Genomic DNA, 18,512 nt, shown 5'->3' on the forward strand with positions numbered 1-18,512 from the left:
GAAGATGCAGCACAACCTAGTGGAAACGACACGGCCCGGATCACCAACGGTGGTCCGGGCCGTGGGTCAGCCGCGAAGGCTCAGCGACGAACCGGGCGCTTCTGCAGTTTGCGTTGCAGGGTACGGCGATGCATGCCGAGGGCGCGGGCGGTGGCGGAGATGTTGCCATCATGCTCGGACAGCACACGCTGGATGTGTTCCCACTGCAGACGGTCCACCGACATCGGGTTTTCCGGCACCAGGGTGTTGAGGTCGGCGTGCTGCGACAGCAGCGCGGTGAGCACGTCGTCAGCATCCGCCGGCTTGCACAGGTAGTTGGTGGCGCCGCGCTTGATCGCCTCCACGGCGGTGGCGATGCTCGAGTAACCGGTGAGGATTACCACGCGCATCTCCGGGTCCAGCTCCAGCAGCTTGGGCAGCAGCACCAGGCCGGAGTCACCCTCCATCTTCAGGTCGACCACGGCGTAATCCGGCAGGTCTTCCTTGGCCAGGGCCAGGCCCTCCTCTGCCGAGTTGGCCACGCTCACGCGCAGGCCGCGGCGGTCCATGGCACGCGCCATGACGCGGGTGAAGGTGGCGTCGTCGTCCACCAGCAGCAGGTGCGGCTGGTCTTCCTGATCGTGCAGTTGTTCGTCAGACATGCTCATCTCCAAGCCTCGGCAGCCGCAGTTCCGTCAGCGTGCCACCTTCTTCGTGGTTGTAGAGTTTCACCGAACCGCCGGCCCGCGTCACGCTGGCCTGACTGAGGAACAGGCCAAGGCCGAAGCCCTTGCCCTTGGTGGTGAAGAAAGGTCGACCGATCTGCTCGGCGATGGCCAGCGGCACACCGGCGCCGTGGTCGCGGATGGTCAGGTTGATCCACTGCTCGTCCCAGTCCAGGCGAATATCGAGTTTGTCCGGGCAGGCGTCCGCGGCGTTGTTCAGCAGGTTGAGCAGGGCCTGGGTCAGGTCCGCCGGAGGCAGTAGCCGTGGCACACCTCCGGCGCCCAGGCACTGGAAACGATAGGTCGCCTCGGGGCGCATCAGGTGCCAGCGGTTGAGCGTCGTCTCCAGCCACTGCACGGCGGTCTGCTCGAACACCGCCTGGCGCCGGTCGGCCTCGGCGGCACGCACCAGGTGCTGCAGAGTTTCCTTGCACAGCTTGACCTGTTCCTGCAGCAGGGCCAGGTCGTCCTGCAGGGCTGGTTTGTCGCGGTACTCCTGGCGAAGCTCCTTGAGCAGCACGCTCATGGTCGCCAGGGGCGTGCCCAGCTCGTGGGCGGCACCGGCGGCCTGGGTGGCCACGGCCAGCAACTGCTGGTCGCGCATGCCCTCTTCACGGCGCAGGGCCTGCAGCTCGTCCTGGCGGCGCAGCGCGCCAGCCATCTTGACCACGAAGAAGGTTATGAAGGCGGCGGAGAGCAGGAAGTTCAGCCACATGCCGAACAGGTGCAGGCTGATCAGCATGGCCTCGTGCTGCACGTTGTTCAGGTGCAGCGGGTGGTACCAGATCAGCAGCGCCGTATAGCCGGTCAGCGCCAGCCCGGCGAGAAACATGGAGTAGAACCACGGCAGCGTCGCCGCCGCGATGGTCAGCGGTACCAGGTAATAGGACACGAACGGGTTGGTCGAACCGCCCGAGTAGTAGAGCAGCACGCTGTGGATCACCAGGTCGCAGGCCAGCTGCATGGTGTATTCCTGCTCGGTCACCGGCCACGGCCCGCGCAGGCGCAGGGCCGTGAGCAGGCAAAGGCCGAGCGACACGCCGAGGGTGATGCACAGAGGTAGCCAGGGCAGCGGCAGCAGGTCCGACAGGTAGGCGATGCCCACCGAGCCGGCCTGGGCGGCGAGCACCAACAGGCGAATGAGCGTCAGGCGCCAGAGGTTCTGGCGGCTGGCGGACAGCAGTTGGACCGGGGCGTACATGGAGGTATGTGGCATGCCGGCGAGTATAACCAGAGCTCGGGGTAGACCGGCTACCTGCGGCAACCAGCCGCACTCTGCGATTACCCTATAGACGACCAGAAGCGCTCAACGAATAAACCTGCGAACGACCTTTAACCCGAATAGTCTGACCACTTCGTCAAACACCAGGACAACCACCCGCAAGGAGTTCCCATGCACGCACTCAACCGTCTCGCCGCCACCGTCGCCCTCGGCCTGGCCACCCTCGCCAGCCTGCCGGCCATGGCCGACGAGCCGCGCTACAATCAGGTATCACTGCGCGCCGAGGTCAGCCAGGAAGTGGCCCACGACCGCATGTACGTCACCCTCTACACCGAAGCACAGAGCGACGATCCGGCCGAGCTGGCCGCCGGTGTAACCAAGACCCTCAACGCCGCCATCGACAAGGCGCGCAAGGCCCAAGGCGTGAAAGTCAGCCTCGGCAGCCGGCAGAGCTACCCGGTGTACGAAAACGAAGGCACCAAGATCAGCGCCTGGCGCGAGCGCGCCGAACTGCGCCTGGAAAGCGCCGAGTTCGCCCGCCTGTCCCAGCTGTCGGCCGACCTGCTGGGCGAGCTGAAAATGGCCGAGATGAGCTTCGCCGTAGCCGAGGACACTCGCAAGACCAGCGAAGACCAGTTGATCAAGGAAGCGGTGAGCGCCTTCAAGGCCCGCGCTCAGCTTGCCACTGACGCAGTCGGCGGCAAGGGTTACAAGCTGGTCAGCCTGAACCTGAACAGCGGCGGCTTCCAGCCGGTGATGCCGATGCGCGCCATGGCCATGGACCGCGGCAGCTTCAGCAAGAGCGAGGCGGCTCCGCAGATCGAAGCCGGCACCAGCCGAGTGAGCATGAGCGCCGATGGCGTGATCGAAGTATTGCCCTGACCCCGTCTCGGTGCCGCTTGCAGGCGGCACCGCCCTCCCCCCGCCGACGCACGTGTCGTGAAACGGCCCCTCAGCACATACCCTCTACACTCAATGGCGACTCATGCTGGCCGCGGCGTTTGCCGCGCTCCGGCTTCACGCAAGGTGCTCCTGGAGCACTCCTCGATGAATAGAACGAACATGAGGTCACCATGCGTAGGAACGCCATCATCCAGGCTCTCGCCATCACCGGACTGATTGCCAGCTCCCCACTCGCCAGCGCCGCCAGCAACCTGGTCTTCTGCTCCGAGGGCAGTCCCGCCGGCTTCGATCCAGGCCAGTACACCACCGGTACCGACTTCGATGCCGTGGCGGAAACCATGTTCAACCGCCTGACCCAGTTCGAGCGTGGCGGCACTGCCGTCGAGCCGGGCCTCGCCGAGAAGTGGGATGTCCCCCCCGATGGCCTCAGCTACACCTTCCACCTGCGTCCAGGTGTGAAGTTCCACAGCACCGAGTACTTCAAGCCGACGCGCGAATTCAACGCCGACGACGTGCTGTTCACCTTTCAGCGCATGCTCGACAAGGAGCATCCGTTCCGTAAGGCCTACCAGGCCGAATTCCCCTACTTCACCGACATGGGCATGGACGCCAACATCGCCAAGGTGGAGAAACTCGACGACCACACCGTCAAGCTCACCCTCAACAGCGTCGACGCCGCCTTCATCCAGAACCTGGCCATGAGCTTTGCCTCGATCCAGTCTGCCGAGTACGCCGACCAGTTGCTCAAGGCCGACAAGGCCGCCGACATCAACCAGAAGCCGGTCGGCACCGGCCCGTTCGTGTTCAAGCGCTACCAGAAGGACGCGCAGATCCGCTTTACCGGCAACAAGGAATACTGGAAGCCGGCGGACGTGAAGATCGACAACCTGATCTTCTCCATCAACACCGACGCATCGGTGCGCATGCAGAAGCTCAAGGCCGGCGAATGCCAGATCACCCTGCTGCCGCGCCCGGCCGACCTGGAAGGCCTGAAGAAGGACCCGAACCTGGCCATGCCGTCGCAGCCAGGCTTCAACCTCGGCTACATCGCCTACAACGTCCTGCACAAGCCGTTCGACAAGCTCGAAGTGCGCCAGGCACTGGACATGGCGGTGAACAAGCAAGCCATCATCGACGCCGTGTACCAAGGCGCCGGCCAGGCCGCGGTAAACGCCATGCCGCCAACCCAGTGGTCCTACGACGACACCATCAAGGACACCCAGTACAACCCGGAGAAAGCCAAGGAGCTGCTCAAGGCCGCCGGCGTCGCCGAAGGCACCGAGATCACCCTGTGGGCCATGCCGGTGCAGCGCCCGTACAACCCCAACGCCAAACTGATGGCCGAGATGCTGCAGAACGACTGGGCCAAGGTCGGCATCAAAGCCAGGATCGTCACCTACGAGTGGGGCGAGTACATCAAGCGCGCCAAGGGCGGCGAGCACGATGCCATGCTGATCGGCTGGAGCGGCGACAACGGCGACCCGGACAACTGGCTGGGCACCCTGTACGGCTGCGACGCGGTCGACGGCAACAACTTCTCCAAGTGGTGCCACGAGGACTACGACAAGCTGGTCAAGGCCGCCAAGGCCACTTCAGACGTCGCCAAGCGTACCGAGCTGTACAAGCAGGCACAGCACATCCTCAAGGCACAGGTGCCGATCACTCCGATCGCCCACTCCACCGTGTACCAGCCGATGCGCAAGGACGTGCAGGACTTCAAGATCAGCCCGTTCGCGCTCAACTCCTTCTACGGGGTGAGCACGGGTAGATAGCCGCTTGGGTATGGCCCGGCAGGATCGGATAGTGATGCAGGTAAACTGCTGCCTTTTCGCAGTGCCCGATCCGTCCACGGCCACCTCTAGCGGACAAATCGCCTCTCAATAAAGGACCGATGATGCGCATTATCTCGCTGCTCCTGACGCTCGGTGCGTGCCTGCCGGCGTTCGCCCAGCAGCAGTCCCTCGTGGTCTGCTCCGAAGCCAGCCCCGAAGGCTTCGACATCGTCCAGTACACCGCCGCCACCACCGCCGACGCCTCGGCCGAGACGGTCTACGAACGTCTGGTGCAGTTCGCCCCCGGCAGCACCCGCATCATTCCCGCCCTGGCGGAAAGCTGGGAGATCAGTGCCAACGGCCTGACCTACACCTTCACCCTGCGCAAGGGTGTGAAGTTTCATGAAACGCCCTGGTTCAAACCGAGCCGCGAGCTGAATGCCGAGGACGTGCTGTGGAGCTTCGAGCGCCAGCGCGACAAGGACCACGACTGGCACGAGCTGTCGCCGCGCGGCTACCCCTACTTCGAGGCCATGGGCTTCGCCGAGCTGATCGACCAGATCGAGGCGCTCGACGAGCATCGCGTGCGCTTCACCCTGAAACACCCCGAGGCGCCCTTCCTGGCCGACCTGGCCATGGGCTTCACCTCCATCTATTCCGCCGAGTACGCCGAACAGCTGCTCGACGCCGAGACACCCGAGAAGCTCAACAGCCAGCCGATCGGCACCGGGCCCTTCGTCTTCGAGCGCTACGCCAAGGACGCTCAAGTGCGCTTCGCCGGCAACCCGCACTACTGGGGCGGCAAGCCGGCGCTCGACCGGCTGCTGCTGGCCATCACCCCCGACCCGAACACGCGCATCCAGCAACTCAAGGCCGGCGCCTGCCAGGTGGCCGTGTTCCCGCGGCCGAGCGACGTGCCCAAGCTGCGCGAGAACAAGGACCTGCAGGTACTGGAACTGGACTCGCTGCTCACCGCCTACGTGGCCATCAACACCCGGCACAAGCCGCTGGACGATGTGCGCGTGCGCCAGGCCATCAACCTGGCCTTCGACCGCCAGGCCTACCTGCGCGCCCAGTATGGCGAGGGCAACGCCACCCTGGCCGCGGCGCCCTACCCGGCCACCCTGCTCGGCTACGACGAACGCCTGCAGCCCTGGCCCAAGGACCTCGAACGCGCCCGCCAGCTGCTGGCCGAGGCCGGTCATGCAAAGGGCCTGAAGCTGTCGATCTGGACCCGCCCCGGCGGCGGCCCGACCAACCCCAACCCGGGCATCGGCGCGCAGATGCTGCAGGCCGACCTGGCCGCCATCGGCATCGCCGCCGATATCCGCGTGTTCGAGTGGGGCGAGCTGATCAAGCGTGCCAAGAACGGCGAGCATGATCTGGTGTTCATGGGCTGGGCCGGCGACAACGGCGACCCGGACAACTTCCTCACCCCCAACCTGTCCTGCGCCGCCGCCGAGAGTGGCGAGAATCAGGCCGGCTGGTGTCACAAGGAGTTCGACCAGCTGATCCGCGAGGCCCGTCGCGTCGCCGAGCCGGATCGCCGTGCGGCGCTGTACCGCGAGGCCCTGGCGATCTTCCACCAGCAGGCGCCGTGGATCGCCCTCGCCCATCCCAAGCAGTTCGCCGTGCTGCGCAAGGATGTCGAGGGCTTCGTGCTCAGCCCGCTGGGCTCCAACAACTTCACCCATGTAAAGCGCAAGCCATAACAGCCGCGCCCCACGAAGGCGCGGGCTCAACCTGATGCGGAGTACCACAACGCAATGCTGTCCTTTATCGCCAGACGCCTGGGGCTGCTGATCCCCACCTTTTTCGGCGTCACCTTGCTGACCTTCGCGCTGATCCGTCTGATCCCCGGCGACCCCGTGGAAGTGATGATGGGCGAGCGCCGCGTCGACCCCGAGATGCATGCCGAGGCCATGCACCGCCTGGGCCTGGACAAGCCGCTGCCGGCCCAGTACCTGGACTACATCAGCAAGCTGGCCCAGGGCGACCTGGGCGAATCGCTGCGCACCCGCGAGGGCGTGTGGGACGAGTTTCTCACCCTGTTCCCGGCGACCCTGGAACTGTCCCTGGCGGCCCTGCTATTTGCCGGCATGATCGGAGTCATCGCCGGGGTAATCGCCGCGCTCAAGCGCGGCTCGCTATTCGACCACGGGGTGATGGGCGTGTCGCTGGCCGGCTATTCGATGCCGATCTTCTGGTGGGGCCTGCTGCTGATCATGTTCTTCTCCGTGTACCTGGGCTGGACGCCGGTCTCCGGGCGCATCGACCTGCTCTACGACATCGAACCCAAGACCGGCTTTATGCTGATCGATACGCTCCTGAGCGAGGAGGAAGGCGCGTTCAAGGACGCCCTGATGCACCTGATCCTGCCGGCCATCGTGCTCGGTACCATTCCGCTGGCGGTGATCGCACGGATGACCCGCTCGGCGATGCTCGAAGTGCTGCGCGAGGACTATATCCGCACCGCCCGCGCCAAGGGCCTGTCCCCGGCTCGTGTGGTGTTCGTGCATGGCCTGCGTAATGCACTGATCCCGGTGCTCACCGTGTTCGGCCTGCAGGTCGGCACCCTGCTGGCCGGCGCCGTGCTGACCGAGACCATCTTCTCCTGGCCGGGCATCGGCAAGTGGCTGATCGAGGCCATCGGCGCCCGCGACTACCCGGTGGTGCAGAACGGCATCCTGCTGATCGCCTGCCTGGTGATCCTGGTTAACTTCGTCGTGGACATCCTCTACGGCCTGGTCAACCCACGCATTCGCCATCAACGCTAAGGAGGCCCGCACATGACTCAATCCAACGCCGTGCCCGCCACCGAGCAGGCACTGTTCTACCCCTCGCCGCTGAAGGAATTCTGGCAGGCCTTCGCCCACAACAAGGGCGCCGTCGGCGGCCTGCTGTTCATGCTGGTCATCGTGTTCTGCGCGCTGTTCGCGCCCTGGGTGGCGCCCTTCGACCCCAGCGAGCAGTTCCGCGACGCCCTGCTCACCCCGCCGTCCTGGCTGGAAGGCGGTCAGGCGCGCTTCCTGCTCGGTACCGACGAGCTGGGCCGCGACCTGCTCTCGCGGCTGATCCACGGCGCGCGCCTGTCGCTGATGATCGGCCTGGCCTCGGTGCTGATGTCGCTGATCCCCGGCATCCTCATGGGCCTGGTCGCCGGCTTCTTCCCGCGCCTGCTCGGCCCCTCGATCATGCGCCTGATGGACATCATGCTGGCCCTGCCCTCGCTGCTGCTGGCCGTGGCCATCGTCGCCATCCTCGGCCCCGGCCTGATCAACACGGTGATCGCCATCGCCATCGTCTCGCTGCCCAGCTACGTGCGCCTGACCCGCGCCGCGGTGATGGGCGAGCTGGGCCGCGACTATGTCACCGCCGCGCGCCTGGCCGGCGCCGGCCTGCCACGGCTGATGTTCGTCACCGTGCTGCCCAACTGCATGGCGCCGCTGATCGTGCAGGCCACCCTGAGCTTCTCCTCGGCCATCCTCGACGCGGCGGCCCTGGGCTTCCTCGGCCTCGGCGTGCAACCGCCGACGCCCGAGTGGGGCACCATGCTGGCCTCGGCGCGCGACTACATCGAACGCGCCTGGTGGGTGGTGTCGCTGCCGGGGCTGACCATCCTGCTCAGCGTGCTGGCGATCAACCTGATGGGCGACGGGCTGCGCGATGCGCTCGACCCGAAACTGAAGAATGCGCAGTAAGGAGCCCGCCATGAGCCTTCTCGATATCAAGAACCTCAGCGTGCGCTTCGGCGCGGCCGATGCCATTCCGGTGGTCGACGGCCTCGACCTGTCCGTGGACAAGGGCGAAGTACTGGCCATAGTCGGCGAGTCCGGCTCCGGCAAATCGGTGACCATGATGGCCCTGATGGGCCTGATCGACGCCCCCGGCATCGTGCGCGCCGACAGCCTGCGCTTCGCCGGCCACGACATGCTCACCCTCAAGGGCCGGCAACGCCGCAAGGTGGTGGGCAAGGACCTGGCCATGGTGTTCCAGGATCCGATGACCGCGCTCAACCCCAGCTACACGGTCGGTTTCCAGATCGAGGAAGTGCTGCGCCAGCACCTCGGCCTCAAGGGCCGCGCCGCCCGCCTGCGCGCCCTGCAGCTGCTGGAGCGGGTCGAGATTCCCGGCGCCGCTAGCCGCCTCGATGCCTACCCGCACCAGCTCTCCGGCGGCATGAGCCAGCGCGTGGCGATCGCCATGGCCATCGCCGCCGAACCCAAGCTGCTGATCGCCGACGAGCCGACCACGGCGCTGGACGTGACCATCCAGGCGCAGATCATGGACCTGCTGCTGGACCTGCAGCGCAGCGAGGGCATGGGCCTGGTGCTGATCACCCACGACCTGGCCGTGGTCGCCGAGACCGCCCAGCGCGTGTGCGTGATGTACGCCGGGCAAGCGGTGGAGATCGGCAGCGTGCCGACCCTGTTCGACGCCCCGACCCACCCCTACACCGAGGCGCTGCTCAAGGCCATTCCCGAGCACAGCCTGGGCGCCGAGCGCCTGGCCACCCTGCCCGGCATCGTGCCCGGCCGTTACGACCGCCCCGTCGGCTGCCTGCTATCGCCGCGCTGCCCCTACGCCCAGCCGCACTGCCGCGAGCAGCGGCCGGCGCTGGAGCCGCACGTGCGCGGCGCGGTGCGTTGCTTCTACCCCCTCAACCTGACCGCGAAGGTGGCCTGATGAGCATCGTCCTCGAGGCCCGCGAGCTGACCCGTCACTACGAGATCTCCCGCGGCCTGTTCAAAGCCAATGCCCTGGTGCGCGCGCTCAACGGCGTGTCCTTCTCGCTGGAAGCCGGCAAGACCCTGGCGGTGGTCGGCGAGTCCGGCTGCGGCAAGTCGACCCTGGCCCGCGCCCTGACCCTGATCGAGGAGCCCAGCGCCGGCAGCCTGCAGATCGCCGGGCAGGAGGTGGCCGGCGCCGACAAGGCCCAGCGCAAGCAGCTGCGCCGCGACGTGCAGATGGTGTTCCAGAATCCCTATGCCTCGCTCAACCCGCGGCAGAAGATCGGCGACCAGCTGGCCGAGCCGCTGCTGATCAATACCAGCCTGTCTCGCGCCGAGCGCCGCGAGAAGGTGCAGACCATGATGCAGCAGGTGGGCCTGCGCCCCGAGCACTACCAGCGCTACCCGCACATGTTCTCCGGTGGCCAGCGCCAGCGCATCGCCCTGGCCCGCGCCATGATGCTGCAGCCCAAGGTGCTGGTGGCGGACGAGCCGACCTCGGCGCTGGACGTGTCGATCCAGGCCCAGGTGCTCAATCTGTTCATGGATCTGCAGGAGCAATACCAGACCGGCTACGTGTTCATCTCGCACAACCTGGCGGTGGTGCAGCACGTGGCCGACGACGTGCTGGTGATGTACCTCGGCCGCCCGGCCGAGATGGGCCCGGCCGCGCTGATCTACGAGCGGCCGCTGCATCCCTACACCCGCGCCCTGCTCTCGGCCACCCCGGCGATCCACCCGGACCCGGCCAAGCCGAAGATCAAGATCGCCGGCGAGCTGCCCAACCCGCTCGACCCGCCGCCCGGCTGCGCCTTCCACCGCCGCTGCCCGCACGCGACCGAGCGTTGCCGTGTTGAAGTGCCGGAGCTGCGCCTGGTCGAAGCCCGCCAGGTGGCCTGCCACCATGCGGAGATGATCGAACACTGACCCATCGGCGGAGAAAACAGCCTCAGCGACTCTCTACTTCGACAGCCCGGCCGCCTTCCACCCGCGTCAGGAACACCAGATCGGAGCCCTGGTGATCTCTGGGAGAGAAGGTCACCCGGAAGCCACCCAGGTCCTCATCGAAGCGTTCGAGTGCTTTCACCAGCCCGTCCCTGCTCGTCTGCGCTCCCGCTTCGCGCAGGGCTCGCCCCAGAACCTCGGCGGCGATGTAGCCTTCAAGGGACGCGTAGCCTGGGCGGGCGCCGCGCAAGTCGGCACGATAGCGGCGAACCAGGGAGAGCGTCACATCATCAGGCGATGGCACGACCTGGCTGATGTAAACGCCCTCTCCGTCAGCACCGGCCTTCTCGATGAAGTCATCGGGACCGACGAAGGACACCGTGAAGAATCGCGCCTGGAGCCCAGCGGCCTTGGCCTGCCGGATCGCCACTACCAGCTGCTGATAGGTGCCGACGAAGAACACTGCCTCAGGAGAGGTCTTGCGGAGCAGTTCGACCGGCGCTGCCAACTCGAGCGAATTGCGCGGCATTCTCGCCTCGGCGGAGAGGCGTAGATCGTACCCCGCCAACGCCCCGATCAGGCCGCCCTTGACCGTCTCACCAAAGGAGTCGTCCTGCATCAGCAAGGCAACCCGGCGAATGTTCAGGTCATCGACCATGTAGTCGACGAGAGTGGCCGCCTCCTGAAAATACGAAGCGCGGATATTGAACACCCTTGGATGCAACGGAGCCCTTAGTGCCTCCGCTCCGGAGAAGGCGAACAGATACGGCACCCTGTGCTCCATGGCCATCGGCAGCACGGCCCGCGAGGTAGGGGTTCCCACATAACCAAAGAGAGCGAACACCGAAGGCGGATCGAGCAGGGCCTTCGTCTCCAAGACGGTGCGTGAAGGCTCGTAGCCATCGTCACGCAGGATCAGCGCGATGTCTCGCCCGTGCACACCACCAGTGGCATTCAGCCGGTTGAAGCTAGCGCTTGCCCCCAGATACATCCCTCTTCCCAACCCCGCCGCCGGGCCACTCTGTGCGTTGACCATCCCCAGTCGAATGCTGTCTGCCTCGACCCCAACCTCGGCCCTCAGCGGGGATACGCCGAGGAGCAGCACCAACAGGATGCACAATCGCTGCGGCAACACGGCAGTAAACAGTTCAGGCATGGGTGCGAGGCCGTTTCTTATTGGATTCATTGGGGCGATGGTCGGAACGTTCATCTTGCACGAGTCTGGTCGAAGACCTCGGTGCATGCATCACCGATCCTACTCAACGGCCGAAGAAGTTGTAAAAGCTGCGCAGCTCGGCCTGGGCTTCGATCAGGTTGCCGCGCGCAAAGCGCAGCGGGCTGTTCGGTGGAATCTGGGCCAGACGCCACGAATCGCGAGGGTAGAGCCAGCCGATGGTTGGGTAGCCGCCCATCGTCTGCCGGTCGGCCTGCAGGATGATCGGCTGGCCATCCGGTGGAACCTGGATTGCACCCCGCGCCACCCCCTGCGACCATTCGCGACTTGGCGCAACCAGCCCCTCTCCGGCGAGGCGTGCGCCCATGCGGTCGGACCTGGGCGTGAGATGCCAGGGGCGTGAGAAAAAGGCATCCAGCTGTTCGCCGGAGAAATCCGCGGAGTCGCTACCCAGGATCACACGCAGAGGTGCTTCGGCGCTAAGACGGTAGCGCCAGGGGACACTGGCCACGCCTGGAAAACTGGCTTCGGCGCATGCCAGAACGTCGCCTTCGCGCAGGGCAACACCATCACCAGCCAATCCCCCCATGCCTTCACGCACGTGCGTGGAGGCACTGCCCAGCACTGCGCACACGGCGAAACCACCGGCCGCCGCCAGGTAGAAACGCTGGCCCGAGCGAGCGAAGCCGATGCGCAGCCGCTGACCTGGATGAACGGCAAAGCGTGACCAGGCAGACAGCGGCGAGCCGTCCAGCTCCACCGGTGCGTCGGCACCGGTCAGCGCCAGCCAGGTTGATACCCGGCATTCCAGCTCCACGCCCCCCAGGGCGACCTCCAGCAAGGCACTGCCCCAGGGATTGTCGACCAGGCGATTGGCCCAGGCGGCCGCCTGCCAGTCCATCGGTCCGCCGGGCGAGACGCCCAGATGCTGCCAGCCACTGCGACCGCCATCCTGTATCAGGCTCAAGGGGCCTGGCTTGATGACCTGCAGCCCGATCACACTCTGGCCTCCCGGCGATAGGTCGTCTCGTCGACTGGCCGGAAGCGCACTCGATCCCCCAGTGCCAATGGGCAGGGTGGCGTTCGTGCGGGGTCGAACAACCGCCAGGGACAGAGGCCGATCAGATGCCAGCCTCCTGGTGACGCCTGCGGATAAATGGCGGTCTGCCGCTCGGCGATTGCCAGGCTGCCCGCCGGCACCCGCGCCCGCGGCGTGGACAGCCGAGGCAGCGCCAGCCGCTCGTCCAGCTCGCCGAGATAGGCGAACCCAGGTGCGAAGCCGATGGCGCCGACCCGGTATTCGGCGGCACTGTGCAAATCGATCACCTGTGCGCAGGAGAGTCCACAGGACTGAGCCACGCTGGCGAGGTCTTCACCGGCGTACCACACGGGAATCTCATGCAAACAACCGATATCGCCCGCCACCGGCTCGCTCGAACCGGCATCCAGCAGAGGTGCCATGCGTTCGATCAGTTGCAGATGGTCGATGCGCATCAGATCGTAGTGCAGCAACAGGCTGGTCCAGCCGGGCACCAGATCGATGAGCAACGGCCCCAGATCACGCCGAATGCGGTCGGCCAGGGCGGCTATGCGCAGAGGCAGGTAGGGGGCTGGCTCTTCGGCCAACACCAGAAGCAGAGCATCGGCACCAGCGGGTTCGAGACGAATCACAGAGCGTCCAATTGCGCTCGCAAGCGGCGCAGGACGGCCAGGGACTCGGCATTGTCGCCATGCACGCAGAGGCTGTCAGCTCGCAGCTGCAGGGGCTTGCCATCAATATCCGCGAAGGTCTCGCCCGCTGCGATCGCCAGAGCCTGTTCGAGTATCTGCTCGGGCTGATGGTGCACCGCACCAGCCAGGCGCCGAGGAGCCAACTGGCCGTCGGCCAGATAGGCACGATCGGCGAACGCCTCGAACAGCAGCGGCACGCCGGCCGCTTCGGCCAGACGCCGCTCGCGGGAGTTGTCGGCCAGGGCCAGCGTCATCAGCGGCATGCCGCGTCGATAGGCAGAACAGGCGGCCAGCACTGCCTCGAACAAGGCATCGTCGCGAACCAGATCGTTGTACAACGCACCATGCGGCTTGACGTAGGAGACCTGGGCGCCGGCCGCACGACAGAATGCGTCCAGCGCACCTATCTGATACAGCACGATTGCCATGACCTCGTCCGGGGTGCAACTCATGTGGCGGCGACCGAACCCCTGCAGGTCGGGATAGGAGGGATGGGCGCCGATGCCGACCCCGTGCTGGACGGCCAGTGCCACGCTGCGCCGCATGATCAGCGGATCGCCGGCGTGGAAGCCGCAGGCCAGGTTGGCCTGGTCCACCAATGGCATGGCGTGCTCATCGTCGCCCATGCTCCAGGCCCCGTAGCTTTCACCCATGTCACAGTTGAGCAGGATTCGTCGAGTCATCGGTACGCCTGTGGTCTGTTGTCGTTATCGCTAGCGGCTCGACGCGGTTCCGGTCAACGCAGTCCCGACGACGATACAGGCGCGATTCTGCGCGCAATCCACCGGACTGAGCCAGCCCACAGGCGAGGCGACCATCTCCCGAGGAGGACAGGCCGCACTACCCGGACCGCCCAGACACCTCAGTAAACGTCGCGGCGATAACGCCCCTCTTCCACCAGCGCCTGCACTGCTTCGCTACCGAGCAGCTCGTGCAGCACCGCGTCGACACCGCCGGCCATGCCCTCCAGGCTGCCGCAGACGTACAGAGCGGCGCCGTCAGCCAGCCAGCGGCGCAGTTCCTCGGCCTGCTGGCGCAGCAGGTCCTGCACGTAGACCTTCTCCTGCTGATCGCGGGAGAAGGCCAGATCGAGACGTTGCAGGTCGCCGCACGCCAATGCCGCGTCAAGCTCGGCAGCGCAGTAATAGTCGTGAGCACGATTGCGCTCGCCGAACAGCAGCCAGTTGTACGGCTGGCCAGCGAGGATACGGGCACGCAGCAGTGAGCGCAGGCCGGCCAGACCGGTACCGTTGCCGATCATGATCAACGGGCGGCCGTCGTCCGGCAGGTGGAAGCTGCTGTTGCGCCGCAGTTTCGCCAGCACCAGCCCCCCCTCCGGCAGATACTCGGTGAGCCAGCCGGAGCCCAGGCCAAGACTGCCGTCGCTGCGCCGCTCCTGGCGTACGATCAGCTCCAGCACGCCGTCACTGGGAACGGATGCGATGGAGTACTCCCGGGTGCCAAGCGGCACCAGCGCCTCCAGCAGTGCCTGGGCATGCAGGCCGACCAGATGAGCGAAGCTGTCCGGGAGCAGCCGGTCACGCAGCGCCTCGGCGAGGCTCATGGCCACCCCATCGACATCCACCTGAGTAAAGCCGTCGAGCTGATGGCGCTGCAGCCACGCCCCCACCCGCTCCAGCGGATGACGGGGCAGGACCTCCAGAATGTCGCCCGCCTTCCAGTCCCGCGGCGAAGGCGCTGCCAGGCCAAGCAGATAGGTCGGCGCCCCCTGGCTGCCAGGATTGAGCAGCAAGCGAGACGCGAGGGTCCAGCTGTCCCAGGACGTCCCCGTCGTCGCCAATGGTACCGCCCCGGTCAGCTCACCGAGCTGCAGCTGCCACTGCTGCAGCGCCAGGTTGTCGCTCCCGTCCACCTCGATAGAGTCGAACAGCCGATGCGCCCCCTGACGCGACAACCAGTCGCCCAGTCGGCGGGCGAAGCCGCAGAACTGCTGGTACTGGCGATCCCCCAGGGCCAGCACGGCGTAACTCAGGTGCGGCATCGCCAGCGAGCCATCCAGCACCTTGCGCTCGAAACCACGGGCACTGTCCGGGGCCTCTCCGTCGCCGAAGGTGCTGACCACGAACAGTGCGCGCCTTGCCTGCTGCAGGCTGGACTCGTCCAGCTTTGCCAACGGCTCGACGCGCACCGCCAGACCGGCAGCCTGCAACTGGCCGGCAGTCTGCCAGGCCAGCTGTTCGGCGAAGCCACTCTGGCTGGCGAAGCCAACCAGCCAGCCGTCTGCCGAGGCTGCTTCCCCCAGAGCACCACGCGCCGCCTTGACCGCACGCTTCTTGCGCCGCCGATCCAGGTAGAGCAGCCAACCGGTCACGAAGAAGACCGGCATGGCGGCACTGGCCAGCATCATCAGGATGCGCCCCGGCAGGCCGAAGTATTCGCCGACATGCAGAGCATAGATGCTGGCAAGCAGCTGGGCCCCGAACGGCTTGTCGCTAAAGAGCTCGTGGCGAATGACCCGCCCCGTGAGCGGCTCGAGCTGTATCTGGTTCGCCGCGCGCGGGTGCTGTGCATCGTCCAGCAGATAGGACACGCTGACCGGCTGACCGGCGGCCGGGGGCAGACGCAGGTTCCACGCCACCATCTCCGGTCCCGCTGCCTGCTGGACGCCACGCCACAGTGCGTCGTAGTCGACCACCAGTGGCGGTCCGGCGGGAGACTCGCCACCCCGGCCTCCCTGGTTCTGCCCGCGCCCTTCGCCACGCTGGCGCTGCTGTCCGGCCGGCGCGTCGGAGAGCAGACCGGTCAGCCCCGACCGATACCAGTCGTAGGACCAGAACAATCCGGTCAACGCGGCGCAGAGATAGAACAGCAGCACCCAGGTTCCCGCCACGGCATGCAGGTCCCAGTTGAAGGCTCGCCCCTTCTTGGCCCAATCGAACGTCAACCAGATACGCCAGTTCAGGGCCTTGCGCGGCCAGCGCAGATAGAGGCCGGACAGGCAGAAGAAGATCAGCGCGAGGGTACTCGCACCGGTGAGTTGCTTACCTGCATCACCCATGGCGAGCCAGCGATGCAACTGCAGGATGAAACGAAAGAAGCCCTGACCGGCCGGCTCGCCAAGCAGCTCACCGGTATAGGGATCGAAGAAGCGCATCGGACCGCGCCGTTCGCCTGGGGGGGGTGTGAAGAAAACCCGAGCGGCACTGCCGCTGCCATTCTCCACCCAGAGGCCCGACACCTTGTCGCCACTTACCCTCTCGATCTTCTCCACCAGCTCGCCAGGTGCCAGGGTGCCGCCTTCGCGGACCTCGACGCGCAGGGTAGCTGGGTTGAGCGCCTGCATGATCTCGCCCTCGAAGCTGTAGAGGGCGCCTGTCACCCCCATGATGGCGAGCACCAGACCCGCACTGATCCCGAGGAACCAGTGCAGTTGGAAAAGGACTTTCTTGAACACGATGACTACCTTGGACAACGGGTCGAGGCCCGGGGTGGTGCGATTCTAGATAGGAAGCATTTGCAGATGGATGGTTTTACCCAGTCTTTACCTTGTCCCGTCACGCGCCGATAGCAGCAGTTGGTCATCGATATCCGCCAGCGTGCGACACCCACACAACGCCATGGCCATCTCCAGCTCCTCGCGCAGGCCACGCAGCAGATGTGCGACCCCCAGCGAACCCGCCACTGCCAGTGCATATATATAGGGACGGCCCACCATCACCGCATCCGCTCCGAGAGCGATGGCCTTGAGGACGTCGGTACCGCGACAGATGCCGCCATCCACCAGCAGCGTCGCATCACGACCGAGCACCCGGCGAATTGCCGGAAGCATGCGAGAGGCTGTCAATTGGCTGTCCAGAACCCGGCCACCATGGTTGGACACCACTACCCCCGCAGCACCGGAACGCATAGCGAGTTCCGCATCGGCCGGATGCAGAATCCCCTTGAGCAACACCGGCAAGCGGCTATGCCGGCACAACCAGGCCACCTCATCCCAGCGCGGGGCCTGAGCCAGCAGGCCGTCGAACACCGGACTGGCACCGGCAACCAGTTCGACCGGGCGCGCGGGGTCGACGATGTTGACCGCGGAGACACCCGGCGGCAGCTTGAAGCCCTCTCGCTGTTCACGATTGCGCACGCCACTTACCGGAGCGTCCACCGTCAGTACCAGCGCGCGATAACCCGCTGCCGCGGCACGCTCGGCCAGGGCCAACGTGGTCTCGCCATCACCCTGCCAGTAGAGCTGGAACCAGAGCGGCCCGGTAGCGCACTCGATGACGTCCTCGAGTCGCGTCGAGGCGAACGAGCTGAGCACGGCCGCTCCCCCCATGACACCTGCCGCGAGCGCGACAGCCCGCTCGCCCTCTTCATGAAACAGATGCTGATAGGCGACCGGCGCCAGCACCACGGGGTGCTCTAGCATGTCACCCATGATCTGGCAGCGCGTATGCCCCCCGCGCAGGTCACGCAGCACCCTGGGCAGCAGGCTCCACTCCTGCCAGGCCTGCAGGTTGGCGTGGCAGGTGAGCTCATCGGCGGCACCGCCATCCAGATAGGCAAGCGCGTTGGTATCCAGATGCGCACGAGCGTAACGCTGGTAGTCGCTCGCACAGACCAGATCGGCGGGAATGGAGGTCAGCGGTGTCCGCAGAGGCATGCTCATTCCCCCCACTGGCGCAGGAGGTTGTGATAGGTGCTGGTCAGGCTCAGGACCTCGTCGCTGTCGCCCAATTGGCTGCGCAGCTTGATGATGGCCATGTCCATGTCGAACAGCATCTTGCGCTGCCAGGCATCGCGGACCCAGCTCTGGGTCCAGAGGAAGGACGCCAGCCTCATACCCGAGGTGACCGGCTCGACCCGGTGCAGGCTGGTGGCCGGATAGACGATGGCATCACCCGCCGCTAGCTTGACCTCGTGTTCGCCATAGGTGTCCTCGACGATCAGCTCGCCGCCTTCGTATTCCTCCGGATCGCTGAGGAACACGGTCGTCGACACATCGGTGCGCACCTGCAACCCGCTGAAACGATCGCGCTGCAGCGCATTGTCGACATGATTCCCGTAGCGTCCGCCCCCCTGGTAGCAGTTGAACATGGGCGGCAAGACGTGCCTGGGCAACGCGGCCGACTGGAACAGGGGATTGCGGGCCAGCGCATCCGCGATGACTCCAGCCAGCCCCGGATAGGCCGGCGAGTCAGGAGGGAACTGCAAGTTTTCCTTGCCGCCCTTGGCCTGCGGTCCGGCGCTGACGCAGCCGTCTTGCCAGGGCTGCGCGGTCAGTTCTTCTCGCAGACGAATCACCGTCTGTCGATCCAGGACCTGGGGGATATGCAGCAGCATTGCGGAACTCCTCAATCGGAACGCAAGAAGCCCGCG

The 18,512-nt window shown here is 66.0% G+C and carries 16 protein-coding genes; 7 read left to right on the forward strand and 9 right to left on the reverse strand.

Annotated elements, in window-relative coordinates; all coding sequences use genetic code 11:
* Positions 1-80: 80 nt before the first annotated feature.
* Together IB234_RS20025 and IB234_RS20030 are read right to left on the reverse strand one after the other, a co-directional pair.
* Positions 81-641 (reverse strand): response regulator transcription factor, encoded by a 561-nt coding sequence (locus IB234_RS20025; RefSeq protein ID WP_192321267.1) that lies wholly within the window; start codon positions 639-641, stop codon positions 81-83.
* Positions 634-1,905, reverse strand: a complete 1,272-nt coding sequence (locus IB234_RS20030; RefSeq protein WP_192321269.1) for an ATP-binding protein — start codon at positions 1,903-1,905, stop codon at positions 634-636. The genes IB234_RS20025 and IB234_RS20030 overlap by 8 nt, the downstream gene beginning before the upstream one ends.
* Before the next feature lie 192 nt (positions 1,906-2,097).
* Here IB234_RS20030 and IB234_RS20035 point away from each other — a divergent pair, with 192 nt between their 5' ends.
* From IB234_RS20035 to IB234_RS20065, 7 genes are all read left to right on the forward strand, one after another.
* Positions 2,098-2,808 (forward strand): SIMPL domain-containing protein, encoded by a 711-nt coding sequence (locus IB234_RS20035; protein ID WP_192321272.1) that lies wholly within the window; start codon positions 2,098-2,100, stop codon positions 2,806-2,808.
* 191 nt (positions 2,809-2,999) lie between these two features.
* Positions 3,000-4,601: an ABC transporter substrate-binding protein gene (locus tag IB234_RS20040; RefSeq protein ID WP_192321274.1), complete on the forward strand. Its 1,602-nt coding sequence runs from the start codon at positions 3,000-3,002 to the stop codon at positions 4,599-4,601.
* Between the two features lie 122 nt (positions 4,602-4,723).
* Positions 4,724-6,313 carry an ABC transporter substrate-binding protein gene (locus IB234_RS20045; protein ID WP_412547932.1) on the forward strand — a complete coding sequence of 530 codons (1,590 nt, stop codon included), beginning with the start codon at positions 4,724-4,726 and terminating at the stop codon, positions 6,311-6,313.
* Between the two features lie 54 nt (positions 6,314-6,367).
* Positions 6,368-7,378, forward strand: coding sequence for an ABC transporter permease subunit (locus IB234_RS20050; RefSeq protein WP_192321279.1), 1,011 nt, complete (start codon positions 6,368-6,370; stop codon positions 7,376-7,378).
* Positions 7,379-7,390: 12 nt separating this feature from the next.
* Positions 7,391-8,302, forward strand: coding sequence for an ABC transporter permease subunit (locus IB234_RS20055; protein ID WP_192321281.1), 912 nt, complete (start codon positions 7,391-7,393; stop codon positions 8,300-8,302).
* 10 nt (positions 8,303-8,312) lie between these two features.
* On the forward strand, positions 8,313-9,287 hold the full coding sequence (locus IB234_RS20060) for an ABC transporter ATP-binding protein (protein ID WP_192321283.1): 975 nt from the start codon (positions 8,313-8,315) through the stop codon (positions 9,285-9,287).
* Positions 9,287-10,258: a peptide ABC transporter ATP-binding protein gene (locus IB234_RS20065; RefSeq protein WP_192321285.1), complete on the forward strand. Its 972-nt coding sequence runs from the start codon at positions 9,287-9,289 to the stop codon at positions 10,256-10,258. The genes IB234_RS20060 and IB234_RS20065 overlap by 1 nt, the downstream gene beginning before the upstream one ends.
* A 22-nt stretch (positions 10,259-10,280) precedes the next feature.
* Here the strand turns inward: IB234_RS20065 and IB234_RS20070 are convergent, their stop codons facing one another.
* The 7 genes from IB234_RS20070 to IB234_RS20100 form a co-directional block, all read right to left on the reverse strand.
* The gene (locus tag IB234_RS20070) at positions 10,281-11,432 is read right to left on the reverse strand and encodes an ABC transporter substrate-binding protein (RefSeq protein WP_192321287.1); all 1,152 of its coding nucleotides are present in this window, start codon (positions 11,430-11,432) and stop codon (positions 10,281-10,283) included.
* 103 nt (positions 11,433-11,535) lie between these two features.
* Entirely contained in the window at positions 11,536-12,447 is a 912-nt protein-coding gene (locus tag IB234_RS20075; RefSeq protein WP_412547939.1) for a biotin-dependent carboxyltransferase family protein, read from the reverse strand.
* Positions 12,447-13,121: a 5-oxoprolinase subunit PxpB gene (gene pxpB / locus IB234_RS20080; protein WP_192321291.1), complete on the reverse strand. Its 675-nt coding sequence runs from the start codon at positions 13,119-13,121 to the stop codon at positions 12,447-12,449. The genes IB234_RS20075 and pxpB overlap by 1 nt, the downstream gene beginning before the upstream one ends.
* Entirely contained in the window at positions 13,118-13,864 is a 747-nt protein-coding gene (locus tag IB234_RS20085) for a 5-oxoprolinase subunit PxpA (protein ID WP_192321293.1), read from the reverse strand. The genes pxpB and IB234_RS20085 overlap by 4 nt, the downstream gene beginning before the upstream one ends.
* 179 nt (positions 13,865-14,043) lie before the next feature.
* Positions 14,044-16,596, reverse strand: coding sequence for a PepSY domain-containing protein (locus IB234_RS20090; RefSeq protein ID WP_192321296.1), 2,553 nt, complete (start codon positions 16,594-16,596; stop codon positions 14,044-14,046).
* Between the two features lie 87 nt (positions 16,597-16,683).
* Positions 16,684-17,796 carry an alpha-hydroxy acid oxidase gene (locus IB234_RS20095; protein ID WP_192321298.1) on the reverse strand — a complete coding sequence of 371 codons (1,113 nt, stop codon included), beginning with the start codon at positions 17,794-17,796 and terminating at the stop codon, positions 16,684-16,686.
* A gap of 2 nt (positions 17,797-17,798) precedes the next feature.
* Positions 17,799-18,476, reverse strand: coding sequence for a Fe2+-dependent dioxygenase (locus tag IB234_RS20100; protein ID WP_192321300.1), 678 nt, complete (start codon positions 18,474-18,476; stop codon positions 17,799-17,801).
* Between the last annotated feature and the right edge of the window lie 36 nt (positions 18,477-18,512).

The organism is Pseudomonas sp. PDM16 (assembly GCF_014851865.1).
Classification (GTDB): Bacteria; Pseudomonadota; Gammaproteobacteria; order Pseudomonadales; family Pseudomonadaceae; genus Aquipseudomonas.